The following is a 25,289-nucleotide window of genomic DNA, read 5'->3' on the forward strand; positions in this document are numbered from 1 at the left end:
GCGAGGCATGAACTCCCCCGCACCTCACCGGGCCCTGCACGCGGTCGAGCACGCCGAGGCCCTCGACAAACCGGCGGCCGAGCTGACCCGGCGCCTGCGCGGCCCGGCGGCGAGCACCGTCGGCAAGGTGCTGCGCGGACGGTGGCTCGGCCACCCGCTGCACCCGATCGCCGTGACGGTCCCGATCGGCGCGTGGCTCTGCGCGGCGGCGTTCGACCTGCTGCCGGGCCGCCAGGAGGAGGCACGCCGGCTGGTGGCGGCCGGCCTGCTGGCGGCCCCGCCGGCGATCGTGCTCGGGTTGGCCGACTACGCGGACCTCGACGTGCGGCAACGCCGGGTCGGCCTGGTCCACGCGGCGAGCAACGCGGTGGCGATCGCGTTGTTCGGAGCGTCGTACGCGGCCCGCCGCCGCGGCCGCCCGGTGCGCGGGCGGGTCCTGGGCGCGCTCGGGCTGACGGCGGCGAGCGCGGGCGGCGCCCTCGGCGGGCACCTGGCGTACGCCCAGGGCGCCGGGGTTTTCCGGTGGCAGCCGCTGGACCTGGACCCCGCGGAACTGGCCGGGAGCGACCCGGCCGCGCCGCGGAACCCGGCGTGACCGGGTTTCCGCATTCGGCCCGGCCGCGCCGGTTCCGGGCTAAATTGGCGAAATGGGGAGATCCGGGGCCGCCTTCGCGGCCGTCATGATCGTGCTGTGCGCCGCCTGCTCGCCCCCGGCGCCGCCACCGGGCCCGTCGTCCTCGGCTCCCTCGACGACCCACCCGACGGCCAAGAAGGCCACCCCGCCGCCGTTCACGCCATCCGCGTCGCCCGCGACCGTCACCGCCGCCTGCCCGTTCCTCGGCACCGCGGAGCTGCAACGGATCATCGGGACGAGTGAGGACATCATCACGACCGAGAAGCCGCCCGACCCGGCTTTCACCCCCGGCACGCAGTTCCAGTGCCGGTACGAAGGCAAGTACGTGTCGCCCTGGCTGCTCGACCTGTGGATCATCGCCTCGGACCGGTCCTACAGCCCCGCCAAGGCGATCGCGAACAGCAAGAAGGACTGCACCGGACCGGTGACGACGCTGCCCGGCATCGGCGACGGCGCGTTCTTCTGCGACGTGGCCGACGACGCGGAGCTCGTCATGACCGGCAAGCGCAGCCGCGGCCAGAACCGGACCGCGCTGATCTACCTGCGCAAGCACCGCGCCGACGTCTACACCACTCTGGCGGAGACGCTCGCCGGCCGGCTCTAGCGGAGGATGTCGCGGGTCAGTTCGAGCTGGCCGTGGTGCTGGGCCAGCTCTTCGTACCCGTGCTGCAACGCCCCGCCCTGCGTCCGGCCCGCCGGGGTGTCCGCGTACTTCGCCGGCGCCGGCGCGCGCAGGGGTGCCCTCGGGTCGGCCACGGCGAGATCGGCGCGCAACCGCTCCTTGGCCGCCGCGACCCGCTCGATCAACCCGGCCACCGGTCCCGACGCCGTGAACTCGGCGTCCCGGTCGCGCTCCACCGCGCGGCCGGCGACCAGCGCGCCGACCCAGAACTCGAGCACTCCCAGGCAATGCGTGACGATCGCGTAGGGCGTGTTCGCCCCCGGCAGCGGGGGACGGCGGTTGGCCCGCTCGTCGCCGAGCTCCGCGAGGATCGCCGTCATCCCGTCGAGGGCGCGGGCGGCGAACCACAGGTAGTCGTCTTCGCTGATCCGCATGCCCGTCACCTTGCCACGGCGGTCAGGGCGAAACCTCCATTTCCAGGCCCATGACGCGGACGGTGCGCCGCCGGCGGAGCCAGCCGCGGGCGGGGGCGCCGTCCGGCAGCTCGTCGAGGAACGCCTTGCGCTGCGCCGAGGTCGTCGAGCGCCAGCGCATCGCCAGCACCGGGCGGACCGGGGCGATGAAGGGCCGCACCCGTTCGTGCGCCCCCGCCAAGCGGATCTCGTACTCGCGGTCCGGCCGGTAGCCGAGGTCGAGGTCGATCAGCGGCTCGGCGCCGCCGGCGCGGTGGTGGCAGCGCGACAGCACCCGCGCGAGCTCGTCCAGCGCGACCCGCAGCGTGCAGGGCATCTGGTCCTGCCAGCGGCCGAGCCGCGGGGCGTTCACCGACGCCGCCGTGACCTCGTCGGCGAGCACGACCAGGGCCCGGACCGGCGATCCGGCCAGTTCGACGCGGATCCGCCGCCGGTCCGCGTCGACGTGGAAGCGCAGCACGCGGTCGGCCACGACGGCACCCGACCGCAACCGGACCCACTCCTCGACCGCGTCGGGCGAGGGGCAGGTCGACACGAAGGTGAACGCCAGTTCCTCGCCGGCGAGGCTCATCGCCACCGGGAACAGGGAACCGAGGTCGTGCATCAACGCCGAGCCGATGACGAGTGCGGCGCGGGAACCGCCTCCGGTCATCGTCTCCTCCTCCCCGAGCTACACCTGCAGGTCGGCTTCGATGCGCTTCAGGTAGTGGCGGGCCAAAGCGAGGTTCGCGCGCTCCCGGTCCAGCACCAGGTACAGAAACAGCGAGTTCCGCGACGAGTTCATCAGCCGGATCAGGTGGTACTGGCGGTGCAACGTGATCAGGATGTCCTCGATGCTGTCGTTGAGCGCGAGCGAGGACATCACCCGCAGCTTCGACCGCACGACTTCGGTGTTGCCCGCGGCGGCGACCTCCAGGTCGAGCCACTCGCCGCCCCCGCTGGTGCCGAGCGACATCCCGCTTTCGTAGTCGACCAGCGCGACGCCGACGGCGCCGGTGATCGACATGGCTTCCTTCAGCGCGGTGTCGATGTTCATCATCATGCGGCTTCCTTTCCGTTGGACAGGCTTGTCCGCTACGCGGCCAGGATCGTGCCGATCCGGTCGATGACCGGCCGGGACTCGAAGAGCAGGCGCCCGACGTTCAGGCCCTTGTCCCCCAGGACGACCATCAGCGCCAGCCGGCCGACGGCGTAGACGGCCACGTAGCCCTCGCTGCCGAACACGACGGTCTGGCTCAGCGTGCCCTTCCCGGTCATTTCGGCGGCTTGGCGCGCGATTCCGAGATCGGCCGCGGCGAGCGCGGAGATCTTCGCCGGATCGATGCAGTCGTCCGCGTCGGCGATGATGGGTATCCCGTCGACCGCGGCGAGCACCGTGCCGGTCACCCCGGCGACGCTGTCCCGGAGATTGCGCAGCTCGGCGGCCAGTGCGTCGAAGTCCAATTCCCTTTTTGCTTTCTTTCGGCAGCGACCGATCGGGCCGGAAGGCAGCGACCATCCGTTCGAGTTACCCTGTCGCCGGGGACCCTACCGCCATCATCACTGCACGCCTATCCGCGGCCGATGGTCATCCCGTGCATTTACACGATCGAGTGAAGCGGGATGGTTGGTGTAACCGAAATAAATTCACCGGCAAATTTTCGTTCATTGATCACGAGCGGCGGGCGGCCGGTTGTCCGGAATTTTCGGCAAGTGACTTGAAATGCGCTCATGGCATTTCTTGGCACCGATCACGGGCGTTTCTCTGCGTAATCGGCAGTTACCATTCACCCGTTCACCGGGTCCGGGCCCCAAGGTCCCCGGCGGCCGGGCATCATGCGGGCATGACGGAACACGTTCTGCGCGCGGCCGCCGGGAGCGTCACCGGCGAGCGGTACCCGGCCAACTTCGACGTCGTGCACCTCGACGAGGAGCCACTGCTCGCGGTGCTGGCCGACGGGATGGGCGACGGCGAAGGCAGCCGCGTGGCGGGCCGGACGGCCGTCGAGGTGTTCGTGGAGCGGATCCGCCCGGTCCGGGAAGCCGTCGATCCCCCGCTGCTGCGCGCGGCGGTCGCCGAAGCCCAGGCGCGGGTCGGCGCGGCCGGCGAGCGGATCGGCGGCTTGACGGGCTGCACCCTGACGGCGCTGGTGGCGTCCGGCGCCGGCCTGTGGCTCACGCAGATCGGCGACTCCCGCGGCTACCGCCTGCGCGACGGGCTGCTGGAACAGCTGACGACCGACCACACCATGGCGTGGCTCGGCGCGGTCAACGGCTGGTACCCGTTCGACTCCCCCGAGGCGCACGCGGCCCGCTACCAGCTGACCCGCTACGTCGGCCACCCGGCGCACCCGGAGCCGGACGTGCTCAACGTCGAGCCGCGCCCGGGCGACGTCCTGCTGCTGTGCACCGACGGCGTCACCGACCAGGTGCCCTACCGGCGGGTGCGGGAAGTCCTGGCCGGGCCGGCGTCGCCCGCCCGGAAGGTCGCCCGGCTCCTGGCCGACACCGAAGAAGCGGGCGGCCGGGACAACGCGACCGCGGTGGTCGTGCACGTCGTCCCGGCCTGAGCGGCTACGACGCGTACTCGTCGTGGAGGCTGAACTTCGTGATGTGCGCCTGCCGCCCCAACGGCGTCAGGTCGAGGTAGGTGTACGTCGTCACCAGCTGGTCGAGACCGCGCTCGTACGTCGAATACGTGTGGTGGACGTCGTCGCCGTCGCGGAGGAACACGCTCAGGCCCTGCCACTCCCCCTCGGCGTACCACGGCGTGCCCTTCGCCAGCAGCGTCGCCTTGTCCTTGTAGTTGTACTCGACCGGCGCCACCGACTCGTCGTTCGCGACGTGGTAGTCGAAGTTGAAGTCGCTGCCCAGCGACGAGTACCACGGGATCGTCCAGCCCATCCGCTCCCGGAACGCCGTCAGCCGGCCGATCGGTGCGCGGGACACGAGCGCGACCGTCGTGTCGAGGGCGTGCAGGTGCTCCTCGTGCGCGATGTTGTCCACCAGCAGCGCGCAGCTGTTGTGGCCTTCGGTGTCGTCCGGGCCGAACATGAAGTGGTAGACGACCAGCTGGCGGCGGCCCTCGAACAGGTCCGGCAGGCGGGCCTTGCCGTCCGCCCCTTCGAAGACGTAGTCCTTGTCCACCTTCACCATCGGCAGTTCGCGGCGCCGCGCGGCGAGCGCGTCCCGCCGCAGGGTCACCTCCTTCTCCTCCTTGAGGAGTTCCTTGCGGGCGGTCAGCCACTCTTCCCGCGAAACGATTCGGGGCAGGTTCATCGGTCGTTCTCCCAGGTCCGGGAACACGCGGGGTGCGCGTCTTCCGGACCGACAAGGCGCGCGGCCCGGATGCACCGGTGCATCCGGGGCCGCCGGGTTGTCCACACGGGTATGGACAGGAGAGGACCCGATGTCTGACGAGGACTTCTGGCGGCTGGCGGACCCGTACCGCCGTGAGCTGCTCGCCCACTGCTACCGGCTGCTGGGCTCGTTCCAGGACGCCGAAGACCTGGTGCAGGACACGATGCTGCGCGCGTGGCAGGCCTTCGACGGCTTCGAAGGACGCTCGTCGGTGCGTACCTGGCTGTACCGGATCGCCACGAACGCGTGCCTCAACGTGCTGAAGAGCGCGCGGCGGCGGGTGCTGCCCTCCGGGCTCGGCTCGGGGTCGGAGACCGCCGGGGCGCTGCCGAGGATCGACACGGTGTCGTGGCTGGAGCCGCTGCCGACGGCCGGCGACGACCCCGCCGACCTGGCCGCGCTGCGCGACAGCACGCGCCTCGCGGTGGTGGCGGCGTTCCAGCGGCTGCCGGCCCGGCAGCGGGCGGTGCTGATGCTCGTCGAGGTGGCGGGCTTCCCGGTGTCGGAGGCGGCCGCGACGCTGGGCATGACGACCACGGCGGCCCGCAGCGCGTTGCAGCGCGCCCGGGCGACGCTGGCGGCCGACCAGCCGGTCGAGGACCGGGTGCGGCCGGACCCGGCGCTGGACGACGAGGTCCTGCGGCGCTACCTGAAGGCGTTCGAGAACGCGGACACGGCGGGCCTGGCGGCGCTGCTGCGCTCGGACGTCGAGTACCAGATGCCGCCGATCGCGGTGTGGTTCCATGGCCGGGACGCGGTCCTGGACCACCACACGCGCCGGATCTTCGCCTCTCCCCGCCGGGCGCTGCCGACGAGCGCCAACGGGTTCCCGGCGATCGGCAGCTACACGAGGCGGGCGGACGGCTCGTTCGCCGGCCACGGCATCCACGTGCTCGAGCCCGCCGGCGGGACGATCGGGCGGATCGTGGTGTTCCTGGACGAGCGGCTCTTCCCGGCGTTCGGGCTGCCCGAGACGCTGCCGGGCTGAGGGGCCGGCCGGCTCATTCCGGTAGCGACCGCGGCAGGCCGAACGTCGGGAGCACGCTGTTCTCGAACCGGGTCATGGCGCGAATCCGGTCGCCGGCCAGGGTCAGCACGTACAGGCCCGTTCCGTGGCGCGTGCCCGCCGGGCCGCGCAGGTACGCGCCGAACGCCGGCTGGCCGTTGGCGCGCGTCGGGACGAGGTCGAACCGGCGGCCCGCGCCGAACAGGGCCGCGCAGAACCGCCCCGCCACGTCCCGGCCTTCGTACTCGAACGGCAACGGCGGCATCGACACGAACACGTCGTCGGTCAGCAGGGCCACCAGCGCGTCGATGTCGGCGGTTTCCCACGCCCGCACGAAGTTCGCCACGATCGCGTGCTCGCCGGGTGAGCCCGGCTCGGGCGCCGGTTCGCGCTGCTGTTGCCGGCGCCGCAGTCCCGCCCGGGCGCGCTTGAGGGCGCTCTTCACCGAGTCGACCGTCGTGTCCAGCATCGCGGCGACCTCGCCCGCCGGGAACCCGAGGACGTCGCGCAGCACCAGCACGGCCAGCTGGCGCGGCGGCAGGACCTGCAGCGCGGTCACGAACGCCAGCGAGACGGATTCGCGCTGCTCGTACCGCGCCTCCGGGCCGGGCGGCACCGGGAACGCGCCTTCGAGGAGCGCGTCGGGAAAGGGTTCGAGCCAGACGACTTCGCCGAGCCGCGTCGGCTCGGGCGGTTCGACGCCGGGTATGTCCCACGCCTTCGCCGGGCGCCTCCCGGCCGCGCGCAGCGCGCTGAGGCAGCGGTTGGTGGCGATCCGGTACAGCCAGGTGCGGATCGACGCGCGGCCGTCGAACCCGCCGAGACCCCGCCACGCGGACAGCAGCGTGTCCTGGAGTGCGTCTTCGGCGTCCTGGAACGAGCCGAGCATCCGGTAGCAGTGCACCTGCAGCTCCCGGCGGTGCGGCTCGGTCAGCACCCGGAACGCCTCGCCGTCCCCGGCCCGCGCCCGCCCGATCAGTTCGGTTCCCATCCGGCCTCGTCTCCCTGCTCGCGCTTCCATCCTGTACGGACGCCGCGAGCGACGCGAAGGGGGCGGCCGACCCCTTTGCGGCCGTCCCGGCGTCTGCCCCGGCATGGGAAAAATCATCATCAGCGAGAACGTCACGCTCGACGGGGTCGTCGAGGACCCGACCGGGGACGAGGGGTCCGTCAGCTGGTTCACCCGGATCGGCGACGCCGACCGCGCGGCCTGGGCCGAGGTCGAACACGAAGAGGCAGTGGGCGCCGCTGCCCTCCTGATGGGCAGGCGGACGCACGCGTACTTCCTGCACCGGGGCTGGGCGTCCCGCACCGACGAGTGGGCGGACCGGTTGCGCGCGCTCCCGAAGTACGTCGTCTCCTCCTCCGCCGTCGCAGACGCAGGCTGGGGCGAGGCCACGGTCCTGGCGGGCGACGTCGTCAAGGAGGTGGCGAAGCTGAAGGAGGAGGTGACCGGGGAGATCGTGGTGTACGGCAGCGGGAAGCTGGTCCCCGCGCTGCTCGAGCACGACCTGGCCGACGAGCTGCGGCTGATGATCTACCCGTTCGTCGTCGGCACGGGTGCGAGGCTCTTCCCCGAGACGAGCGCCGTCAAGCCGGCTCGGCTGATCGGCGCGCGCCCGGTCGGGACCGCGCTCGCCCTGCTGACCTACGAGCTCGTCCACCCCTGACCCCGGCCTCGGCCGAAAGGACGAGGCCAGGTGTCCCTTCGGCCGAGGTGCCGGCCGGCCCGGCAGCCTAGCTTGATCGTCATGGACCGGAAAGCCAGGAGGATCGGGGTCATCGCGGTCGCCGCGGGTGCCGCGGTGGTGGCGATCGGGGCCACCGTCATCGCCACCGCCGCCGACCCCGTCGCGCCCGAGGTCCTCAGCGCGACCCCGGCCGAAGCCGGGCACGAGGGCCAGGGCAAGTACACCGCCGGGGACTACGTGCTGACCGTGCACGAGCTGAACGACGACGGCGAAGGCAGAGGCACCACGATCGGCCCGCACACCGCGTACTACTCGAAAGCGCTGCACGGCACCGGATCGTGGCGGCCGACGGTCATCAAATTCTCCGCCGGCCGCGACAGCGACGCGCCGACCGTCTTCGCCTACCCCGTTCCGGGGCCGGGCAAGGGCGTCGACTGCGTCGCGTCCGGGACCGAGGCCGCCCCGCAGGTGCGGTGCGAGACCAAGGTCAGTAGCCGACCGTGAAGTGCCGGTCCGCGCCGGCGTTCTCCAGCTCGTCGACGACGGCCGCGGCGAGGTCTTCGGCCGAGATGCGGGACTCGCCGCCGGGCCCGGTCAGCAGCGTCGTCGTGCCGCGGCGGTAGCCGCCGGTCCGGGTGCCGGGCTCCAGGACCGCCGGCGGGCTGAGGTAGACCCAGTCGGCGGCCGGGTGCGCCCGGCAGACGGCCAGCTGCGCGGCGCTCGCGCCGGCGATCGCGCGGTACTCGGGCGGGACGTACCGCGGGTCGTCGATCACCAACCCGCCGCCGGGGACGCGCAGCGGGGCCGCCCCGCCGACGACGAGGACGCGGGTGCCCACCTCGGCGGCCGCGTCGAGCAGAGCCGCCGTCGTGGCGCCGACCGTGTGTTCCTGCCCCGGCGCCGGACGGGCCGCGGCCACGACCGCGTCGGTGCCCGCGAACAGCGTGGCCATCCGCTCCGGATCGCCCGCGTCGGCTTCGGCCGTGCTGACGCCGGGCGGCAGGACGGCCGGCCGCCGCGTCCGCAGGATCGCGAGGAGGTCGTGGCCGCGCCGGGCGGCTTCGGTGAGGACGCGGGAGCCGACCATGCCGGCCGCGCCGACGACGGCGATCTTCACCGGGACTGTCCTTTCCGGACGGACGGGCCGGGGAGCTGGCCGGCGACGAGCGCGGCCAGCGCGAGCGCGAACCCGGCGAGCTGGACCGGGCCGAGGGTCTGGCCCAGCACGACCGCGCCGAGCAGCGCCGCTACCAGCGGCGACAGCAGCCCGAGCAGCGCCACCGACGCCACCGGCAGCGTCGTGACGCCGCGGAACCAGAGCGTGTAGGTGAGCAGCCCGCCGATCAGGCCCAGCCAGAGGTAGCCGAGCGCGGCCCGGCCGTCGATCGACGGTGGCGCGCCTTCGAAGAGGGCCGTGAGCGGCAACAGGAAGAGCCCGCCCGCGGTGAGCTGCCAGCCGGCGAACGCGGCCGGGCCGACGCCTTCCGGCCGTCCCCACCGCTTGGTCAGAGTCACGCCCAGCGCCATCGTGGCCGCGCCGCCGAGGCCGGCCGCGACGCCGACGCCGTCGAACGCCGCCGCCGGGCCGAGCACGACCAGGCCGACACCGATCATGCCCGCCACGCCCCAGCCGAGGCGCCACCCCGACAGGCGTTCGCGGAGGAACGGCACGGCCAGGAGGGCGACGACGAGCGGCTGCGCGGCACCCAGCGTCGCGGCGACGCCGCCCGGCAGGCGCTGCGCGGCGACGAACAGCAGCGGCAGGAAGAGACCGATGTTGAGCACGCCGAGCGCGGCGGCCTTGCCCCACCAGGCGCCGCGCGGCAGCGTCCGGGTGAGGGCGAGCGCGATGAGCCCGGCGGGCAGCGCGCGCAGGAGGCCGGCGAAGAGCGGGTGGCCGGCGGGGAGGAATTCGGTGGTGACGAGGTAGGTGGTGCCCCACACGGCGGGGGCCACCGCGGTGAGCGCGATGCGCGGGAGGTCCACCTGGCGGGGTTCCACGCGCTGGAGCTGACTGGTCATACGTGAATTTCACCGGTCGATGATCGATGAGTCCAACACATGTTCGTCACCGCAGCGATCGTGGTTCAAGATGGATGCGTGGAACTCCAGCAGCTGCGATACGTCGTCGCGATCGCCGAAACGAACAGCTTCACCCGGGCCGCCGAGCGGTGCCTCGTCGTCCAGTCGGCGCTCAGCCACCAGGTCGCGCGGCTCGAGCGCGAGCTCGGCGCGCGGCTGTTCGACCGGACGAGCCGCCGGGTCCGGCTGACCCCGGCGGGCGAGGCGTTCCTGCCGTCGGCGCGCCAGTGCCTGGCCGCGGCGGAGCGGGCGGCGGCCGAGGTCGCGGCGGCGGTGGGCGAGGTGCGCGGCCGGCTGGCGGTCGGCCTGATCCCGACGGTCACCGCGGCCGACGTCCCGGCCGCGATCCGCGAGTTCCACGACCGGTACGCCCAGGTCCGCATCAGCCTGCGGGTGGGCGCGAGCGACGACCTGATCGAGCAGGTCCGCGATGGCAGCCTCGACGTGGCGTTCCTCGGCCTGCCCACGACGGCGACCCCGCGCGGCGTCGCGGTCCGCGAGCTGGCCCGCGGCCACCTCATCGCGGTGGTGGCCCCAGATCACCCGCTGGCGGGCGAACCGACGGTCAGCTTGAAGCGCCTGGCGGCGGAGGTGTTCGTCGACCTGCCCCCGGGCACGGCGGGGCGAGCCCAGTCCGACCAGGCGTTCGCGGCAGCGGGCCTGGACCGCGAAGTGGCGTACGAGGTGACGAGCGCGGACTACGTGCCGCGCCTGGTCGGCCCGGGGCTGGGGGTGGCGATGCTCCCGTCGGGCTTCGCGCCGCAGCTGACGGGCGTGGCGACGATCGAGATCACGGACGCCCCGGCCCGGGCCGAGTACGTCATCTGGGCGGAGTCGAACCCGACCCCGGCGGCGCTGGCTTTCGTGGACCTGCTGGGCATCGACCCCGGCGGCGCGGCGACGTCATGAACGACTCTTTCATGTCGCCGGATGGCATGAAAGAGTCGTTCATGACGTTCGGGCGGCCCGGCACCCCCGCGTCACATCTTTTCCGCTCCCGCCTTCACCGCCTCGCGGATCCGCGCGTAAGTCCCGCAGCGGCAGATGTTGCGGATCTCGTCCAGGTCCGCGTCCGTGATCTCGCGGCCCGCCGCCCGGGCNCCCGGCACCCCCGCGTCACATCTTTTCCGCTCCCGCCTTCACCGCCTCGCGGATCCGCGCGTAAGTCCCGCAGCGGCAGATGTTGCGGATCTCGTCCAGGTCCGCGTCCGTGATCTCGCGGCCCGCCGCCCGGGCCTGGCGGACCTTCGCCACCGCCGCCATGATCTGACCCGGCTGGCAGTACCCGCACTGGGCCACGTCCAGCTCCAGCCACGCCTCCTGCATCGGGTGCAGCTCCTTGCCGACCGTCGCCGGCAGGCCCTCGATCGTCGTGATCTCGTCCGACTCCTGGATGTCGGCCACCCGGACCGAGCACGGGTTGAACGCCTTGCCGTTGATGTGGCTGGTGCACGCCTTGCAGACGTCGAGCCCGCAGCCGTACTTCGGCCCGGTGATGCCCAGCAGGTCGCGCAGGACCCACAGCAGCCGGAGGTCGTCGTCGGCGTCGACCGTGACCACCTTGCCGTTGATCTTCAGGGTGTGTTGCGGCACTGCGGTCTCCTAGTAGGCGTGGTCGAGGCCGTCGGTCGGCGACGGCGGCGTGGACGGCTGCACCGGCAGCGGCTCGAACGAGAGCGTGCCGTGGTTGATCGGGAACGAGGTCGGCATCTTGCCGACCGCGCGCGCGTACGCGCAGGCCACCGCGGCGAACGACGGCGCCACCGCCAGCTCGCCCGCGCCGCTCGGGCTGTCCGACGTGTTCGGCATGACGACTACCTGCGTCTCGGGCGGGGTGTTCCACTCGCGCGTGTAGAAGTAGTTGTCCCAGCTGCCTTCCAGTGGCAGCCCGTTCTTGATGTGCAGGCTGGACGTGAGGCACATCGCGATGCCGTCGTTCAGCCCGCCGATCATCTGGGCTTCCAGGCCGCGCGGGTTGATCGCGAAGCCGGGGTCGACGACGACCAGCGCCTTCGTCACGCGGGGACCGGTGACGCCGTCGCGGACGGGACGGTTGACCGTCTCCGGCCGGCAGTCGATCTCGACCAGCACCGCGACCGCGCCGCGGTACTCCGAGTGCAGCGCGATCCCCTGCGCCACGCCGGCGGGCAGCGACCGGCCCCAGTTCCCGACCTGGACGGCCTTGTCCAGCACCGCGCGCAGCCGGTCGTCCTTGAGGAACTCGCGGCGGAACACGACCGGGTCCTTGCCGAACTTCTTCGCCAGCTGGTCAACGACGAGCTCTTCGGCCGTGACCACGTTCGGCGAGTAGATGTTGCGCATGCTGCCGGTGTTGAACTTCAGCGGGATCTCGTTGAGCAGCTGGGTCGTGACACCGAAGTTGTACGGCGACGACTGGCTCAGCAGGAAGATCGACTCGGCGAAGCTGAGGTTGCCGGCGATCGGGAGCTTCGCCGCGGTCGAGGTGATCATCTCGCCCAGCCCGTGGCTGAACTCCGTCTGCACGCTCGTGTGGCGCTGCTCGAAGCTGACCACGTTGCCGAGCAGGTAGGTCGCCCGCACGCGCGACACGCACATCGGGTGGATGCGGCCCTGCCGGAAGTCGTCGGTGCGCGACCACATCAGCTTGACCGGCTTGCCCATCTTCTGCGACGCCTCCGCCGCTTCGGCGGCCGCGTCGTGGAACAGGTGCCGCCCGAACGACCCGCCGCCCTGGGTGACGTGCACGGTGACCGCGTCCTGCGGCATTCCCAGCAGCTTGGCGATCTCCTCCTGGGCGACGATCGGCACCTTCAGGCATGACCAGATCTCCGCGCGGTCGGCGCGGACGTCGGCGATCGCGGCGCCCGTCTCGAGCGGGCTGTTGCTGGCGGCGGCGAAAGTGAACTCCGCGTCGATGTACTGGTCCAGCAGGCCGGGCACGGTCATCGGCAGCTGCGCGGCCTTGAGCTTCTTGAGCACGGTCGCGTCGGACTCGCCGTCGACCGTGCCCGGGCCCCACGTCACCTTGAGCGCACGGATCGCGTCGATGCACTGGCCGAACGTGCGGCCGCGCACCGCGACGCCGTGCGAGATCGCGGCGACGTCGGTGATCCCCGGCATCGCCTTGACCTCGGCGGCGTTGAGGATCGAGCGCGGGGTGCCGTTGATCGTCGGCGGCCGGGCGACCATCGTCGGCAGCGCGCCCGGGACGTCCAGGTCGAGGGTGAACGCCTTGGTGCCGGTGACCGCCGCGTGCGCGTCGAGCCGGTTCTGCGGGGTGCCGAGGACCTTGAAGCCCGACCGCGGCTTGAGCGTCGCGGTCACGCTGATCGTCGTCGCGGACGCGGCGGCCTTCGCGAGCGAGCCGTAGCTCGCCGTGCGCCCGCCGGAATCGCGCACGACGCCGTCGGACGTCGTCAGCTGCGACACCGGCACGCCCCACTTCGCGGCGGCCGCGGCCAGCAGCCGCTGCCGGGCGATCGCCGACGCCGTCCGGACCGGCGTGTAGATGCTGCGCATCGAGTTGGAGCCGCCGGTCAGCTGGTTCATCAGCAGCTCGGGCCGGGCGTCGGCCAGCGTGACGTCGATCTTGTCCAGCGGGAGGTCGAGCTCCTCGGCGATCATCATGGCCACCGCGGTGGTCATCCCCTGCCCGACCTCGGTGCGCGGCACGGCGAACGCGGCCCGGCCGTCGGCGCCGACCTGGACGCTGATCAGGCCCGACGTCGGCAGGGCGGCGAGGTTCTGCAGGTCGCCGAGGTCGAAGATGTCCTCGGGCTGCGGCAGGGACGGGATCGCCGCGTCGGCGACGCCCGGGGACAGTTCGGAGCCGCCGATCTGCGCGGCGACGGCGAGCGTGGGCGCGGCCAGCACGAAACCGAGGAAGCGGCGGCGGGCCATCGCGCGCGGCTCGGACCCGGGTGGTGGGACGGCGGGGTCGTGTTCGGGCATGAGCGGCTGGGACCTCTCGAACGACGGTGTGGGAGAGCGCGGGCCGGAGCACCGCCGGGCCGGAGTGTTGCACAGATCACGCCGCCGAATGAAGGACCTGGGTGCCTACATTTGGCCTAGTGTCGTTGTGCACTGTGCACAGCGGGTACCGGTCAGGGCACGCGCGGTGGCGGAAGGAAGGGCAGCGCGCGGACGACCAGCGCGAGCTCCAGGGCCAGTTCGCCGCCGGTCAGCGACCGCCCGGTCAGCTCTTCGATCCGGTGGATCCGGTTGAGCACGGTGTTGCGGTGGCAGTGCAGCGCCTGCGCCGAGCGGGTGGCCGAGCCGCCGGTGCGCACCCACGTCGCCAGGGTTTCCAGCAGCGGGTCGCGCTCGGCCGTCCGCAGGTCCAGCAGGTCGCCGAGCCAGTCCCGCTGCAGCGACTCGGTCAGTTCGGGCGAGGAGAGCAGCAGGGCTTCGGGCAGCCGCTCGGCCAGGCAGACGACGTCGACGCGGCCCGGCGGGACCGTCCGCATCGCCAGCACCGCCTGCCGGTAGGCCGTGTGCACCGCCGCCAGCCCGTCGACGACCAGGGACACGCCGGCCGGCACGGTCAGCACGGACCCGATGGCCTCGACGACGGCCGTCACCTCGCGGCCCGGCAGGGAGACGAGCCCGACGAGCACGTCCGCGCGCGACTGCCAGGCGGACGCCGAGCCGAGGTCCTCCAGCGCGGCTCCCAGTGGCTCGGCGAAGGCGGCGTCGCCGGGACCCGCGGCCGCCACGACGACGTAGGGCCCCGAGATCGGCAGGCGCAGGGCGCGGCCGGCCTCGTAGGCGAACCCCGCGTCGGCGGCCCGGCCCTGCAGCAGTCCCTCCCACAGCGACGCGCGCCGCTGCTCGTCGGCGCGGACGAAGCTGCGCTCCGCAGCGTGGTAGGCCAGCGCCACCTGGGCCGAGGTGGCGTCGACGACCTCCCACACGCGGGTCGCCAGGTCGAGCATGGCCTCGTTGTTGACGGACCCGGTCGCCCGGGCCTGCTCGGTGAGGGCCTGCCAGACCAGCCGGCCGCCGATCCGGAACGAGCGCAGCACGTCGTCGAGCGGGAGCTGCTGCTCCGCGCGGCGCCGCCCGGTCGCCTTCGCCGCGTCGTAGAGGTCTTCGTCAGTACCCGCTCCGCGGGCGATCAGCTGCAGGACCCGGCGGAGGTTGTCGTGGCAGGAGCGCCAGAGGTCGTCGTCGGGCACGACATCGTCCACCCGGTAGCCCGGGTTCTGCTCGACGATGACGGCGACCAGGGCGCCGGTGAGCTCGTCCAGCTCGTCCAGCACCCTGGCCGCCAGTGACCACGCGGTGTCCCGGGCCGCCGCCCGCGTCTCGCCCATCCGCACCACCACTGTCGCGCTCCCGCCGGCGCGTCAGCCTACGTCGCGGATTCCGTTCCCGCTCACCTCGCGAGCGCGAAGCTCGGGTGCGGTGGCTGGTTGTAGGCGGTGTTCTGCCACGCGACGGCTTCCCGGTACTGCCGGTCCTGCATCAGCGAGACGTGGGAGATGCTCGTCGCGTCCGTGGTCGAGTAGATCCTCAAGGCCCGGTTGTCCGACGTCGGCCAGACGACCTCCTCGCGCCAGTCGCCGAACAGGTCCGCCTGCAGCGACGGCGTGTTCTTCGTGCCGTTGTTCGCGTGCACGCCCGACGCGGTCAGCAGGCGCGTGTCGGCGCTGGTGCCGTACTTGTCGATGTGCGTGCCGTCGAGCAGCTCGCGCTGGGCGTCGCCGTCCCACCAGACGACGAAGTTCGTCGAGGACGGCTTGCGCCCGATGTTCTGCCCGCTGGTGTTCAGCAGCCCGGACACCGCGGACGACCACGACTCGGCGCCGGGGCTGCCGGCGTAGATGTCGTCCGAGACACCGCGGCCGTTGTCGCACGAGCAGGACGCGTTCTGCCAGATGATCTGCCCGGTCTTCGCGTCGGCCATCCAGGCGGCCGGCTTCGACGTGTCTTCGTCCACTTTGAACTCCTCCAGCCCGGACCGGCTCGGGATCAGGTCGCCGACGTGCATGGCGTCGCCGTGGCCGAGCCGGGTGTTCCACAGGGGCGCGCCGTTGTCGTCGATCGCCATGGCGCCGAAGACGATCTCGTCGCGGCCGTCGCCGTCGGCGTCCGCGGTGGCCAGCTGGTGGTCGCCCTGGCCGGTGTACTGCGAGCCGGCCGAGTTCGAGTCGAACTTCCACCGCTCGGTCAGCGCGCCGCCCCGGAAGTCCCACGCGGCGATGACCGTGCGGGTGTAGTAGCCGCGGGACATGATCAGGCTCGGGTGCGAGCCGTCCAGGTACGCGGTCCCGGCGAGGAACCGGTCCACCCGGTTGCCGTAGCTGTCCCCCCACGAGGACACCGTGCCGCGCGGCGGGTCGTAGTTCACCGTCGACGTCGCCGCACCGGTCTGGCCGTTGAACATCGTCAGGTACTCCGGGCCGGACAGGACGTAACCGCTGGAGTTCCGGTAGTCGGCGCTCGCGCTGCCGATGACCTGCCCGGTGCCGGAGCGCGTGCCGTCGGCGGTCTTCATCGCGACCTCGGCCCGGCCGTCGCCGTCGTAGTCGAAGACCTGGAACTGCGTGTAGTGCGCGCCGGCGCGGATGTTGCGGCCGAGATCGATCCGCCACAGCCGGGTACCGTCCAGCCGGTAGGCGTCGACGTAGACGTTCCCGGTGTAGCCGGACTGCGAATTGTCCTTGGCGTTGCTCGGATCCCACTTGAGCACGATCTCGTACTGGCCGTCGCCGTCGAGGTCCCCGACGCTCGCGTCGTTCGCGGCGTAGGTGTAGCTCTCCCCCGACGGCGTGGTGCCGCCGGCCGGGAGCTGGATCGGCACGTCCCGGGTGCTCGCCGCGGCCGCGCTGTCGAGCGTCAGCGACTCCTCGGCGGCGAAGGCCGACATCCGCTCGACGCCGCCGACGACGGCCCGGACGGTGTACTTCGCCCCCGCCGGCGCACCGGCGTCCAGGAAGCCGGTCGGCCCGCCGGCCGGGGTCCGCGTCACGCGGGTGCCGTCGCGGTAGACGGCGAACGTGACGCCGGCCGGGTCGTCGGCGAGGAGCCGCCAGCCGACCCGGTTCCCTTGTGGGGTGTGGACACTGACAACCCCGCGGTTGAGCTTGTCGAACTGCGGCGGCGTGGTTTCCGCCGCGGCGGCCGGGGTCAGCCCCAGCACGAGGACACCCACGGCGGCGACGACCAGCCGGCGACTCAGCGCGTGCATGCTTCTCTCCTTGTCTGAAGTGGACGGTTCAGCTGGTCGTGCACGTGCTGCCGTTGAGGGTGAACGACGCCGGCGCCGGGTTGGAGCCCGTGAACGTGCCGTTGAAGCCGATGCCGGTCGACGCGTTCGGGGCCAGGGTGCCGTTCCAGCTCAGGTTCGTCGCGGAAACGTCTCCGCCGGACTGGGTGAAGGTCGCGCCCCAGCCGGGCGGCGTCACCCGCTGGCCCGCGGGGTAGTTGAAGGCGAGGGTCCAGCCGGTGAGCGTGCTCGGACCCGTGTTGGTGATGGTCACGTTCGCGGTGAACCCGTTGCCACCGCCCCAAGCCGGCGCGGAATAGCCGATCCTGCAGTTACCGGTGCCGCCGCCCGCGCTGGTCGTCACGCTCGCGGCCGCGGAGTTCGCCGACGTGTTCCCCGCGGCGTCGCGGGCGCGCACCTGGTACCGATAGGTCGTCGACGCCGTCAGGCCGGAGTCGGTGAACGTGGTCGTGGCGGTGGTGCCGACCTGGGTGAACGTGCCGCTGCCGGTCGCGCGGAGGACGTCGTAGCCGGTGACGCCGACGTTGTCGGTGGAGGCGGTCCAGGACAGCGTGGCGCCGGTGGCCGTCACCGCCGACGCGGACGGCGTGCCCGGTGTGGTCGGGGCCTGGGTGTCCGTGCTGCCCCCGCCGTAGACCGTGGCTTCCTCCGACGTCTGCCGGACGCCGTTCGCGCCGTTGAGAAAGCGCTCTCCCCAAGCCGTCAAACTGGCCGGGTCGAACGAGTTGACCATGTCCAGGTAAGCGACTTCGCCGCCGTTGCCGCTCCACGACCAGCCGAGGTAGCCGAGGCCGCGGGCCTGCGCCTGGGCCATGATCGTGTCCTCGTCGGGGTTGCCGTCGGTGTGCATGTTCCCGAACTCCCCCACCACCAGGGGCAGGCCGGCGGCGCGGAAGGCGTCGAAGTACCCGGTGATCTCGGCGGCGGTGTCGTAGACGCCGTACATGTGGATGGAGAACACCGTGTTGTGCTGCGGGTCGGCGGCGAGCACCGAAGCGGCGTCGTCGCGCATGATGTTCTGCCAGTCCTGGCCCCACATCGGCGCGTCGGCCATCAGCAGGTGCTGCAGGCCCGCGCCGCGCAACCGGGTGATCGCGGCGCTCGTCGCGCTCGCCCACGTCGCGCTCACCTGCTGGTTGTTGCCGAACGGCTCGTTGCCCAGGTTGATGACGACGTAGTTCTCCTGGCCCTTGAGCGCGCTCGCGACGCTGATCCAGTAGCTCGCGGCCTGGTCCAGGCTGGCGGCCGCGCTTTCCTCGCCGTAGCCGGTGGTGTCGTGGGCTTCCAGCACGCAGATGAGCCGGTTCTGCTTGCACAGCGCGATGACGCTGGTGACCTCGGCCGCCGAGGTCGGTCCCCACCGCTGGCCGCTGCCGAGCACGACGCGGACGGTGTTGGCCCCGAACGACTTGATGTCGGCGAAGGCCCGGGTCTGGGTCGGGTACCAGGCGTACGGGTGGTTGACGCCGCGCATCACGAACGCCGCGCCGGTCGCCTCCACGACCTGCGTGCCGCTGACGTGCAGGCCGGCCGCCGCCGTCGCGCCGGGCAGCGCCGCGACCAGGGCCGGGTACCAGCGGCTTTCCATCTTCTGGATGCCGGTGGTGCTGTTGGGGTGCACGCCGTCGGTGGTGTCGGCGGCGGTGTCGAACCCGGTCCACTGGTCGACGACGGTGATCGGCGACGCCGCCGTGGAATGCGCCTGCGCCCAGCCGGGGATCGCGTTGTTCAGGTCGACCACCCGCTGCCCGCAGGCGGCGCAGTTGGCCGGGTTCATCGGGATGATCTTGGCGACGACGAGCTTGGTGGCCGGGTTGCTCGCGCGCATCTGGCCGAGCAGCGTGGTGAAGGCGTCGAGGATCGCGCTCGGCGCGATGCCGTTCCAGACGTCGTTGGTGCCCAGGTGCATGAGGACGACGTCCGGCCGGGTGGCCGAGAGCCAGCCCGGCAGCTGGTTGTCGCGCACGATGCCGGTGGCGAGGAATCCGCCGTGGCCTTCGTTTTCGCCGTCGTAGGTGAACCCGCAGCCCTGCGGGGGCAGCGTGCCGACGAAGTCGACGTCGGTGTGGCCGGTGTCCTGCAAGTGCTTCCACAGCAGGGCGCGCCAGCACCCGGGCGAGCCGGTGATGGAGTCGCCCAGCGCCATGATCCGCGTGGGCGCCGCCGCGGGCGCTGCTGTGGCTGTGGTTCGCGTCGGGGCGAGCGCACAGGCGGCGAAGAGCACGCCGACCACGAGCGCCCGGAGAAACCGCCGGGGCATACCGACCTCCTGGAGTAACCGACAGGGACAGTCGACGTGGGAGCGCTCCCAGCCGGGGAGTGTAACGGCTTCGCCACCCGGCGCGAAAGTATCGGCCGATTCGACCACGTCGTCGAAAACCCGGTCGAGGCGCGGCGGCTTCCGGATTACCGTCGGCGGCGTGACTTCACTGGAGGGCCGGGTCGCGGTCGTGACCGGGGTCAGCCGCCGGGCCGGGATCGGGTTCGCGGTGGCCGCCGAGCTGCTGGCGGCCGGGGCGTCGGTGCTCGTGCACTCGTGGTCCCCGCACGACGCGGAACAGCCGTGGGGCGACGATCCTCTTGGCGACGCCGGGATCGTGGACCAGCTGGGCGGCGAGGGTGACCGGCTGCGGCACGTCGCCGCCGACTTCGCCGACCCGCGGGCGCCCGGTCAGGTCGTGGCCGCCGCCGTGGAAGCGTTCGGCGCGGTCGACGTGGTGGTGGCCAACCACGCCCGGAGCTCGAACCACACCCTCGCCGAAGTGACCGCCGCCGAGCTGGATCTGACCTGGGCGGTGAACGCCCGCGCGAGCGTGCTCCTGGCTCAGGCGTTCGCCGCCGCCCACGACGACGCCCGCCCCGGCGGGCGGATCATCCTGTTCACCTCCGGGCAGCACCTGGCGCCGATGAGCCAGGAGCTGCCGTACGCGATCAGCAAGGGCGCGATCCACCAGATGACGCTCACGTTGTCCGACGCGCTGGTCGATCGCGGGATCACGGTCAACGCGCTCAACCCCGGTCCGGTCGACACGGGCTGGGCGGATCCGGACCTCGCCGAGCGCGTCGGCCGGGCCCTGCCCGCCGGCCGGTGGTGCCGTCCGGACGAGGTGGCCCGGCTGGTCCGCTGGCTGGCCTCCGACGAAAGCCGGTGGATCACCGGCCAGGTCGTCAACGCCGAGGGCGGCTTCCGCCGGTGGGTGCGGTGAGTCCGATGTGGACGGTCGGCGCGGACGATCTCGATCGATCGTGCCGGAATGGCGCAACGCGGCCCATTGCCCGCCGGCGGCGGGCTCGGTACAGTCCGGTGCGTCAAGATCGTTCTTGACGACGCCGCGTTGCCCACCTCCCGCCCACCGGCCCCAGGAGCACGACGTGCGCATCCCCTCCCGGTTCTTCGCGGTCCTGTTCACCGCGCTGCTCGCCGTCCCCGCCGGCACCGCCGACGCCGCGACGGCCACGTGGCCCGGCGATCCGGCCATCACGGTCGCCGACGCCGCCGGCGTCTTCGGCGAGAACCTGAGCGGGCTCGCCTTCGACGGCGCCGATGTGCTGTGGGCGGTCAAGAACGGCCCTGGCACCCTGTACCGGCTCGTCCGCGACGGCGGCAAGTGGACCCCGGCGGCCGGCTGGCCGTCCGGGAGGAAGCTGCACTACCGCGACGGCAGCGGCGATCCGGACGCCGAAGGGGTGGTGGCGACGCCCGACGGTGTCTTCGCTGCGACCGAGCGCGACAACGACGGCGACGGCAGCCTGCTGAAAGTGCTGCGCTTCGACACCGCGTCGTCGGCCGGATCGCTCAGCGCGGCGGCGGAGTGGGACCTCACCGGCGACCTGCCCGCCGTCGGCGACAACGGCGGGTTCGAGGGCATCACCTGGGTCCCGGACTCGTTCCTGACCGCGAACGGCTTCCGCGACGACCACGCGAAGGCCGGGTACGACCCGGCCGCCTACCCCGGTCACGGCAGCGGCCTGTACTTCGTCGGCCTCGAAGACGAAGGCATGGTCTACGCCTACGCCCTCACCCAGGCGGGTGGTGGCTTCACCCGCGTCGCGGCCTTTCCGGCCGGCTTCCCGGCCGTGATGGAGCTGGAGTTCGAGCCGGCGACCGGCCGCCTGTGGTCGGTCTGCGACGACACGTGCGGCGGCAAGACGGCGACCTTGAAAATCGTCAACGGCAGGTTCGCGGTGTCGGCGACCTACGCGCGGCCGTCGAAGATGCCGAACTACAACAACGAGGGCTTCGCGATCGCGCCGCAGTCGACGTGCTCGTCCGGGCGCAAGGCCGTCGTGTGGGCCGACGACGCGAACGACGGCGGCCACGCCCTGCGCGCGGGAACGCTGTCCTGCTGAGCCGGTTGCTCCGGATGTACCAACGGCTCACCGGTTCGTGTGGATTGTGACGGCTTTGGGTAAGTGGTCACCATGGTTGTCAGAGCCCCTGAGCGACCCGCAACGACGCTCACCCCCGCGCCGCGACGGTCCAACCAGTTCGCGCACTGCGCTCCGCTGTTCGACGAGCGCAGCGAGCTCACGCCCGCCGACCCCCGGCACGCCGAGCTGCGCGCCCGGCTGATCACCGAGCACCTCGCCCTGGCCGAGAACATCGCCAAGCGCTTCGCCGGCCGCGGCGAGTCGTTCGACGACCTCGTGCAGGTCGCGCGGACCGGCCTGATCCACGCGGTCGACCGCTACGACCCGGGCCGCGGCCGGGACTTCCTGTCCTTCGCGGTCCCGACGATCATGGGCGAGGTCCGCCGGCACTTCCGCGACAGCGCGTGGTCGATGCGCGTCCCGCGGGCGTTGAAGGAGCTGCAGCAGAACCTGGTCAAGGCCACCGGCGAGCTGGCCCACGACCTGGGCCGTTCCCCCACCCCGAGCGAACTCGCGGCGCACCTGGACATCGACGTCGAGACCGTCCGAGAAGGACTGCTGGCGGCCGAGGCGTACAAGCCGGCGTCGCTGGACGCCCCGGCCCGCGGCGGCGGCGACACGGGCACGATCGGCGACCAGCTCGCGGACCGCGAGTCCCCGTACACCAAGGCCGACGACCACCTGACCCTCGAGGCGGCCATGGCGGACCTCCCACCCCGCGAGCGCGCGATCATCGAGATGCGGTTCGTGGAGGAGCTGACGCAGAGCCAGATCGCGGAGCGGGTCGGCGTGTCCCAGATGCAGGTGTCACGCCTGCTGGCGAAGACCCTCGAGCAGCTGCGCCACCGGGTGGTCGCCGGCTAGCCGGCTTGGTGCTCTGCACCGGTGTCGAAATGCCGGTCCAGGTACTCCTCCGGCGGCAACGGACTCCGCCGCAGCAGCGAGAACACCTCGCTGCCCGGCGCGAGTTCCTCCTCGCCGGTCTCGTACCCCTGGGCGAGCCCCAGGTAACCGACCCCGGTGTTCGCCGCGTACTCCCGGGCTTCCGCTTCGGCAAAGGCGATAGCCGCGTCGAGGGACTCCGCGCGCCACACCGTGATTCGCTCTTCGTACGGCCGTTCGTCTCCCGGCCACCGGAAGACGCAGCGCACCGCGTACCACTCGTTCGTCATTTCCTCACCCGTCCGCCAGTCGCTGGATCGTCTCGCCCAGCCACGCCTCGAGCGCGGCCGGGTCGCCGAGTTCGGCGCGCAGGACCCGGCGGCGGGTCGAGACGCCGAGCACGAACGCGTCGATCGCCGCCGCCCGGACGCGGGCCTCCGCGTCGTCCAGACCACTTTCGCGCAGGTAGCGGTGCAGCGGCTCCAGGGAGTTCGTGTCCAGGAACGCGGCGAGCGCCTCCGCCGCCTCGGGGCGTTCGCCGGACGCGCGTTGCAGCACCAGCAGCGGGTCCTCGCCCGGCTCGCCGAACCAGCGGCGGACGATGCTCGCCGCCAGGCGCGGGCCCAGCGTGGCGCGGTCGCCGTCGAAGGCGTCCGCGACCGGGATCTCCACCCGGGTCGCCGCGAGGAACAGGCCGTCCTTGCCGCCGAAGTAGCGCGTGATGAGGTTGGGTGACACGCCGGCCGCGTCGGCCACGCCCTTGACCGTGATCGCGGTGTAGCCGTGCCGGGCGAACTGGCGTTTCGCGTGCGCCAGGATCCGCTCCCGGGTGGCCGCCGCGTTGCGCGAAGTCATGTGTACGAGCATACACAATATGTGTACGGTGATACACATGAGCGACGACCTGCGCGAAAGACTCCGGCGGACCCGCCGGGTCACCACCCCGTGGAGCGAGGACCCGGCCCGCGGCATCACCCATACCCGCCTCGACGAACTCCTCGACCACTGGGCGCACGACTACGACTGGGCCGTGCACGAACGCCGCGTCCGCGCACTCCCCTGGGCGACCGCGGGCGCCGTGCGGCTGATCCACCAGCGAGCCGTCGATCCCGACGCCCCCGTCGTCGTGCTGCTGCACGGCTGGCCGGATTCGGTGCTGCGGTTCGAACGCGTGCTGCCCCTGCTCACGGACCTGCACGTCGTAGTCCCCGCCCTGCCGGGCTTCCCGTTCGCGGCTCCACTCACCGAACCGGGCATGTCGGCCGGCCGGATCGCCGCGCTCGTCGCGGACGCCCTCGCCGAACTCGGCTACCCGCGCTACACGGTGTCCGGCGGCGACATCGGCGGCACCGTCGCGGAAATCCTCGCGGCCGAACACCCGGACCGCGTGACCGCTCTGCACCTGACGAACGTCGCTCCGCAGCGCGCCCTCACCGCCGACCCCGCGACGCTCGCCCCGGACGCGGCCGCCTACCTCGGCCGGGCCGCGCAGTGGTTCCGCACCGAAGGCGGGTACATCGCCGAGCAGTCGACGCGGCCGAACACCCTCGCCGTCGCCCTGGGCGACTCACCCGCCGGGCTCGTGGCCTGGCTCGCCGAAAAGCTCGAATCCTGGTCGGACGCCTCGGCTTTCACCCCGGACGAGCTCCTCACCTGGGTCACCGCGTACTGGGTCACCGGCACGATCGGCACGTCGTTCACCACCTACGCCGAACCGGTCACCCTGCCCGGCCGAGTCCGGGCACCGACCGTGCTGTCGATCTTCCCCCGGGACATCAAGCCCGAACCGCGAAGCTACGCCGAAGCGTTCCTGAACATCCGCGAATACGTGGAACACCCGGCGGGCGGCCACTTCGCGGCCTGGGAACAGCCCGAGGCCTACGCCGGCGACGTCCGCCGGGCGGTCAAGCTGGGCGGCTGACCGGTCGCCAGTCTCAGACCGGTCTCCACGAGGACCCACCCGAGTCGCTCTCGTCGCGTTCCCTCGCGCCGGACGCGGATCGCCGCCCGCCTCAGTTCGGTTTCCCGCTCGCGGACCAGATCTTCGGCCAGCAAGAAGTGCACCATCGGTTCCCCCTCAGTCGGATTCTTCGGGCTGTGCTTGCCGCGGGAACGCCGACCAGTGCGCGATCACGTTGTGGTCGCCCGGTCGCGCGTCCCGGCGGTAGCGGTGGATCACGGCGTCGACCTCCGCGCTCATCGCCGCCGTTTCCTCGGGCGTCAGCGAAAGCCGCATGTCGTTGAAGACCGCTTTGTCGAACCACCGGTCGATCCATCGCGGCAGTTCACTGACGAACCGCGACTCGGCCTCGTACCGGTGCTCGATCACCGAGCGCAGGTACGTGTCCAGCGGCGCCGCGAGATCCGGGTCGCCGATGAAGTCGGCGACCCGCATCCGCGTCGACTTCTGCACGGGCTTCCACCACCGTTCGCGCTTGTTGCCGCGCTCGCTGTCCTCTTCGACCAGGCCCGCCTCGGCCAGCTGCCGCAGGTGCCAGCTGGTGGTGCCGGAGCTCTCCCCGACCCGCTTGCCCAGCCCGGTGGCGGTCGCCGGGCCGTCCGCCTGCAGCAGTTCGAGCATGCGCATCCGCAGCGGGTGGGCCAGCGCGCGGAGCATCCGCCCATCCAGCCGGGACGGCTCGTCGTCGGTCATGTCACCACCGTAGACCACAGAGAGTTCTTTGCAAAGGGTCCTCTGCGATGTCCGTTGCCCGCCCGCGCCAGGGATCACCGGATTTTCGGGCAAGCGGGTCTTCCGCCGTCGCGGCGCTGCTACGTTCGCCGAAAGCTGTTTGAAAGTTTGACGACTGTTCGCCGTGACGTCAGGAAGGTCGCGTAGTGGGCAACCCGCTGGTCGCGGAGACCAAAGACTCCACGAAGGCGTATTCGGGCATTTCCCTGCTGGAGTCGGCGAACGACCTGAAGTCCGCGATCGAAAGCGGCGACTGGGCGTCGGTCGCGCTCGGCGCCGTCGGC

Annotated in this window: 27 protein-coding genes and 1 pseudogene; 11 read left to right on the plus strand and 17 right to left on the minus strand. The window is 72.1% G+C overall.

Annotated elements, in window-relative coordinates:
- The first annotated feature begins 7 nt into the window (after positions 1–7).
- Complete coding sequence (locus ABFJ78_RS35110) at positions 8–595, plus strand: DUF2231 domain-containing protein (RefSeq protein WP_436391423.1); 588 nt, start codon at positions 8–10, stop codon at positions 593–595.
- Positions 596–647: 52 nt separating this feature from the next.
- Complete coding sequence (locus ABFJ78_RS35115) at positions 648–1,238, plus strand: hypothetical protein (RefSeq protein ID WP_436391425.1); 591 nt, start codon at positions 648–650, stop codon at positions 1,236–1,238.
- On the opposite strand, the gene ABFJ78_RS35120 is transcribed toward ABFJ78_RS35115, so the two are convergent.
- Genes ABFJ78_RS35120 through ABFJ78_RS35135 form a run of 4 tightly spaced genes read right to left on the minus strand, consistent with a single transcriptional unit; the run spans position 1,235 to position 3,172 of the window.
- Entirely contained in the window at positions 1,235–1,690 is a 456-nt protein-coding gene (locus ABFJ78_RS35120) for a DinB family protein (protein WP_436391427.1), read from the minus strand. The two genes, ABFJ78_RS35115 and ABFJ78_RS35120, sit on opposite strands and share 4 nt — an antisense overlap.
- Before the next feature lie 22 nt (positions 1,691–1,712).
- Positions 1,713–2,381 carry a hypothetical protein gene (locus tag ABFJ78_RS35125; RefSeq protein WP_436391429.1) on the minus strand — a complete coding sequence of 223 codons (669 nt, stop codon included), beginning with the start codon at positions 2,379–2,381 and terminating at the stop codon, positions 1,713–1,715.
- 18 nt (positions 2,382–2,399) lie between these two features.
- Positions 2,400–2,765: a hypothetical protein gene (locus ABFJ78_RS35130; protein WP_372662953.1), complete on the minus strand. Its 366-nt coding sequence runs from the start codon at positions 2,763–2,765 to the stop codon at positions 2,400–2,402.
- Positions 2,766–2,803: 38 nt separating this feature from the next.
- Positions 2,804–3,172 (minus strand): roadblock/LC7 domain-containing protein, encoded by a 369-nt coding sequence (locus tag ABFJ78_RS35135; protein ID WP_436391431.1) that lies wholly within the window; start codon positions 3,170–3,172, stop codon positions 2,804–2,806.
- 380 nt (positions 3,173–3,552) lie between these two features.
- Here ABFJ78_RS35135 and ABFJ78_RS35140 point away from each other — a divergent pair, with 380 nt between their 5' ends.
- Positions 3,553–4,278 carry a PP2C family protein-serine/threonine phosphatase gene (locus tag ABFJ78_RS35140; protein ID WP_436391433.1) on the plus strand — a complete coding sequence of 242 codons (726 nt, stop codon included), beginning with the start codon at positions 3,553–3,555 and terminating at the stop codon, positions 4,276–4,278.
- 4 nt (positions 4,279–4,282) lie between these two features.
- Here the strand turns inward: ABFJ78_RS35140 and ABFJ78_RS35145 are convergent, their stop codons facing one another.
- A complete protein-coding gene (locus tag ABFJ78_RS35145; protein WP_436391434.1) occupies positions 4,283–4,987 on the minus strand; it encodes a DUF899 domain-containing protein in 705 nt (234 codons plus the stop codon).
- A gap of 130 nt (positions 4,988–5,117) precedes the next feature.
- Here ABFJ78_RS35145 and ABFJ78_RS35150 point away from each other — a divergent pair, with 130 nt between their 5' ends.
- Complete coding sequence (locus tag ABFJ78_RS35150) at positions 5,118–6,056, plus strand: RNA polymerase subunit sigma-70 (RefSeq protein WP_436391436.1); 939 nt, start codon at positions 5,118–5,120, stop codon at positions 6,054–6,056.
- Between the two features lie 13 nt (positions 6,057–6,069).
- Here the strand turns inward: ABFJ78_RS35150 and ABFJ78_RS35155 are convergent, their stop codons facing one another.
- Positions 6,070–7,065 (minus strand): sigma-70 family RNA polymerase sigma factor, encoded by a 996-nt coding sequence (locus tag ABFJ78_RS35155; RefSeq protein ID WP_436391438.1) that lies wholly within the window; start codon positions 7,063–7,065, stop codon positions 6,070–6,072.
- Positions 7,066–7,168: 103 nt separating this feature from the next.
- Between ABFJ78_RS35155 and ABFJ78_RS35160 the strand changes: the two genes are divergently transcribed.
- The gene (locus tag ABFJ78_RS35160; RefSeq protein WP_436391440.1) at positions 7,169–7,744 is read left to right on the plus strand and encodes a dihydrofolate reductase family protein; all 576 of its coding nucleotides are present in this window, start codon (positions 7,169–7,171) and stop codon (positions 7,742–7,744) included.
- Between the two features lie 81 nt (positions 7,745–7,825).
- Positions 7,826–8,269: a hypothetical protein gene (locus ABFJ78_RS35165; RefSeq protein ID WP_436391442.1), complete on the plus strand. Its 444-nt coding sequence runs from the start codon at positions 7,826–7,828 to the stop codon at positions 8,267–8,269.
- Here ABFJ78_RS35165 and ABFJ78_RS35170 read toward each other — a convergent pair.
- Positions 8,253–8,882 carry an NAD(P)-dependent oxidoreductase gene (locus ABFJ78_RS35170; RefSeq protein ID WP_436391444.1) on the minus strand — a complete coding sequence of 210 codons (630 nt, stop codon included), beginning with the start codon at positions 8,880–8,882 and terminating at the stop codon, positions 8,253–8,255. The two genes, ABFJ78_RS35165 and ABFJ78_RS35170, sit on opposite strands and share 17 nt — an antisense overlap.
- Positions 8,879–9,787, minus strand: coding sequence for an EamA family transporter (locus ABFJ78_RS35175; protein WP_436391446.1), 909 nt, complete (start codon positions 9,785–9,787; stop codon positions 8,879–8,881). Before ABFJ78_RS35175 ends, ABFJ78_RS35170 begins: the two co-directional genes overlap by 4 nt.
- 78 nt (positions 9,788–9,865) lie before the next feature.
- Here ABFJ78_RS35175 and ABFJ78_RS35180 point away from each other — a divergent pair, with 78 nt between their 5' ends.
- A complete protein-coding gene (locus ABFJ78_RS35180) occupies positions 9,866–10,756 on the plus strand; it encodes a LysR family transcriptional regulator (protein ID WP_436391448.1) in 891 nt (296 codons plus the stop codon).
- Positions 10,757–10,827: 71 nt separating this feature from the next.
- Here ABFJ78_RS35180 and ABFJ78_RS35185 read toward each other — a convergent pair.
- The 6 genes and pseudogenes from ABFJ78_RS35185 to ABFJ78_RS35210 form a co-directional block, all read right to left on the minus strand.
- Positions 10,828–10,956: pseudogene (locus ABFJ78_RS35185) on the minus strand ((2Fe-2S)-binding protein); the annotation flags it as partial.
- Positions 10,957–10,963: 7 nt separating this feature from the next.
- The gene (locus tag ABFJ78_RS35190; RefSeq protein ID WP_436391450.1) at positions 10,964–11,440 is read right to left on the minus strand and encodes a (2Fe-2S)-binding protein; all 477 of its coding nucleotides are present in this window, start codon (positions 11,438–11,440) and stop codon (positions 10,964–10,966) included.
- A 9-nt stretch (positions 11,441–11,449) separates the two neighbouring features.
- Positions 11,450–13,780 carry a molybdopterin cofactor-binding domain-containing protein gene (locus ABFJ78_RS35195; protein ID WP_436391452.1) on the minus strand — a complete coding sequence of 777 codons (2,331 nt, stop codon included), beginning with the start codon at positions 13,778–13,780 and terminating at the stop codon, positions 11,450–11,452.
- A gap of 152 nt (positions 13,781–13,932) precedes the next feature.
- Positions 13,933–15,144 (minus strand): PucR family transcriptional regulator, encoded by a 1,212-nt coding sequence (locus tag ABFJ78_RS35200; protein ID WP_436391454.1) that lies wholly within the window; start codon positions 15,142–15,144, stop codon positions 13,933–13,935.
- Between the two features lie 62 nt (positions 15,145–15,206).
- The gene (locus tag ABFJ78_RS35205; protein ID WP_436391456.1) at positions 15,207–17,021 is read right to left on the minus strand and encodes a rhamnogalacturonan lyase; all 1,815 of its coding nucleotides are present in this window, start codon (positions 17,019–17,021) and stop codon (positions 15,207–15,209) included.
- Between the two features lie 28 nt (positions 17,022–17,049).
- Entirely contained in the window at positions 17,050–19,320 is a 2,271-nt protein-coding gene (locus ABFJ78_RS35210; RefSeq protein ID WP_436391458.1) for a cellulase family glycosylhydrolase, read from the minus strand.
- A gap of 169 nt (positions 19,321–19,489) precedes the next feature.
- Between ABFJ78_RS35210 and ABFJ78_RS35215 the strand changes: the two genes are divergently transcribed.
- The 3 genes from ABFJ78_RS35215 (at position 19,490) to ABFJ78_RS35225 (ending at position 22,295) form a co-directional block, all read left to right on the plus strand.
- On the plus strand, positions 19,490–20,266 hold the full coding sequence (locus tag ABFJ78_RS35215) for an SDR family oxidoreductase (RefSeq protein ID WP_436391488.1): 777 nt from the start codon (positions 19,490–19,492) through the stop codon (positions 20,264–20,266).
- 166 nt (positions 20,267–20,432) lie between these two features.
- Entirely contained in the window at positions 20,433–21,410 is a 978-nt protein-coding gene (locus ABFJ78_RS35220; RefSeq protein ID WP_436391460.1) for an esterase-like activity of phytase family protein, read from the plus strand.
- A gap of 72 nt (positions 21,411–21,482) precedes the next feature.
- A complete protein-coding gene (locus ABFJ78_RS35225) occupies positions 21,483–22,295 on the plus strand; it encodes a SigB/SigF/SigG family RNA polymerase sigma factor (RefSeq protein ID WP_436391462.1) in 813 nt (270 codons plus the stop codon).
- On the opposite strand, the gene ABFJ78_RS35230 is transcribed toward ABFJ78_RS35225, so the two are convergent.
- Both ABFJ78_RS35230 and ABFJ78_RS35235 read right to left on the minus strand, forming a co-directional pair.
- Positions 22,292–22,603 (minus strand): hypothetical protein, encoded by a 312-nt coding sequence (locus ABFJ78_RS35230; RefSeq protein WP_436391464.1) that lies wholly within the window; start codon positions 22,601–22,603, stop codon positions 22,292–22,294. The genes ABFJ78_RS35225 and ABFJ78_RS35230 overlap by 4 nt on opposite strands.
- A 4-nt stretch (positions 22,604–22,607) precedes the next feature.
- Positions 22,608–23,168 (minus strand): TetR/AcrR family transcriptional regulator, encoded by a 561-nt coding sequence (locus ABFJ78_RS35235; RefSeq protein ID WP_436391466.1) that lies wholly within the window; start codon positions 23,166–23,168, stop codon positions 22,608–22,610.
- A 37-nt stretch (positions 23,169–23,205) separates the two neighbouring features.
- Here ABFJ78_RS35235 and ABFJ78_RS35240 point away from each other — a divergent pair, with 37 nt between their 5' ends.
- Positions 23,206–24,234 (plus strand): alpha/beta fold hydrolase, encoded by a 1,029-nt coding sequence (locus ABFJ78_RS35240; protein ID WP_436391468.1) that lies wholly within the window; start codon positions 23,206–23,208, stop codon positions 24,232–24,234.
- Positions 24,235–24,390: 156 nt separating this feature from the next.
- Here the strand turns inward: ABFJ78_RS35240 and ABFJ78_RS35245 are convergent, their stop codons facing one another.
- A complete protein-coding gene (locus ABFJ78_RS35245) occupies positions 24,391–24,966 on the minus strand; it encodes an ArsR/SmtB family transcription factor (protein ID WP_436391470.1) in 576 nt (191 codons plus the stop codon).
- Positions 24,967–25,289: the final 323 nt, after the last annotated feature.

This window comes from Amycolatopsis sp. MEPSY49 (assembly GCF_051337345.1).
Lineage (GTDB): Bacteria > Actinomycetota > Actinomycetes > Mycobacteriales > Pseudonocardiaceae > Amycolatopsis.

What these genes read in the sequence shown, in the direction of transcription:
- ABFJ78_RS35110 (WP_436391423.1), top strand. Translation starts at nt 8, where the DNA reads ATGAACTCCCCCGCACCTCACCGGGCCCTGCACGCGGTCGAGCACGCC.
- ABFJ78_RS35115 (WP_436391425.1), top strand. Translation starts at nt 648, where the DNA reads ATGGGGAGATCCGGGGCCGCCTTCGCGGCCGTCATGATCGTGCTGTGC.
- ABFJ78_RS35120 (WP_436391427.1), bottom strand. Translation starts at nt 1,690, where the DNA reads ATGCGGATCAGCGAAGACGACTACCTGTGGTTCGCCGCCCGCGCCCTC.
- ABFJ78_RS35125 (WP_436391429.1), bottom strand. Translation starts at nt 2,381, where the DNA reads ATGACCGGAGGCGGTTCCCGCGCCGCACTCGTCATCGGCTCGGCGTTG.
- ABFJ78_RS35130 (WP_372662953.1), bottom strand. Translation starts at nt 2,765, where the DNA reads ATGAACATCGACACCGCGCTGAAGGAAGCCATGTCGATCACCGGCGCC.
- ABFJ78_RS35140 (WP_436391433.1), top strand. Translation starts at nt 3,553, where the DNA reads ATGACGGAACACGTTCTGCGCGCGGCCGCCGGGAGCGTCACCGGCGAG.
- ABFJ78_RS35145 (WP_436391434.1), bottom strand. Translation starts at nt 4,987, where the DNA reads ATGAACCTGCCCCGAATCGTTTCGCGGGAAGAGTGGCTGACCGCCCGC.
- ABFJ78_RS35150 (WP_436391436.1), top strand. Translation starts at nt 5,118, where the DNA reads ATGTCTGACGAGGACTTCTGGCGGCTGGCGGACCCGTACCGCCGTGAG.
- ABFJ78_RS35155 (WP_436391438.1), bottom strand. Translation starts at nt 7,065, where the DNA reads ATGGGAACCGAACTGATCGGGCGGGCGCGGGCCGGGGACGGCGAGGCG.
- ABFJ78_RS35160 (WP_436391440.1), top strand. Translation starts at nt 7,169, where the DNA reads ATGGGAAAAATCATCATCAGCGAGAACGTCACGCTCGACGGGGTCGTC.
- ABFJ78_RS35165 (WP_436391442.1), top strand. Translation starts at nt 7,826, where the DNA reads ATGGACCGGAAAGCCAGGAGGATCGGGGTCATCGCGGTCGCCGCGGGT.
- ABFJ78_RS35175 (WP_436391446.1), bottom strand. Translation starts at nt 9,787, where the DNA reads ATGACCAGTCAGCTCCAGCGCGTGGAACCCCGCCAGGTGGACCTCCCG.
- ABFJ78_RS35195 (WP_436391452.1), bottom strand. Translation starts at nt 13,780, where the DNA reads ATGCCCGAACACGACCCCGCCGTCCCACCACCCGGGTCCGAGCCGCGC.
- ABFJ78_RS35200 (WP_436391454.1), bottom strand. Translation starts at nt 15,144, where the DNA reads ATGGGCGAGACGCGGGCGGCGGCCCGGGACACCGCGTGGTCACTGGCG.
- ABFJ78_RS35205 (WP_436391456.1), bottom strand. Translation starts at nt 17,021, where the DNA reads ATGCACGCGCTGAGTCGCCGGCTGGTCGTCGCCGCCGTGGGTGTCCTC.
- ABFJ78_RS35210 (WP_436391458.1), bottom strand. Translation starts at nt 19,320, where the DNA reads ATGCCCCGGCGGTTTCTCCGGGCGCTCGTGGTCGGCGTGCTCTTCGCC.
- ABFJ78_RS35225 (WP_436391462.1), top strand. Translation starts at nt 21,483, where the DNA reads ATGGTTGTCAGAGCCCCTGAGCGACCCGCAACGACGCTCACCCCCGCG.
- ABFJ78_RS35230 (WP_436391464.1), bottom strand. Translation starts at nt 22,603, where the DNA reads ATGACGAACGAGTGGTACGCGGTGCGCTGCGTCTTCCGGTGGCCGGGA.
- ABFJ78_RS35235 (WP_436391466.1), bottom strand. Translation starts at nt 23,168, where the DNA reads ATGACTTCGCGCAACGCGGCGGCCACCCGGGAGCGGATCCTGGCGCAC.
- ABFJ78_RS35240 (WP_436391468.1), top strand. Translation starts at nt 23,206, where the DNA reads ATGAGCGACGACCTGCGCGAAAGACTCCGGCGGACCCGCCGGGTCACC.
- ABFJ78_RS35245 (WP_436391470.1), bottom strand. Translation starts at nt 24,966, where the DNA reads ATGACCGACGACGAGCCGTCCCGGCTGGATGGGCGGATGCTCCGCGCG.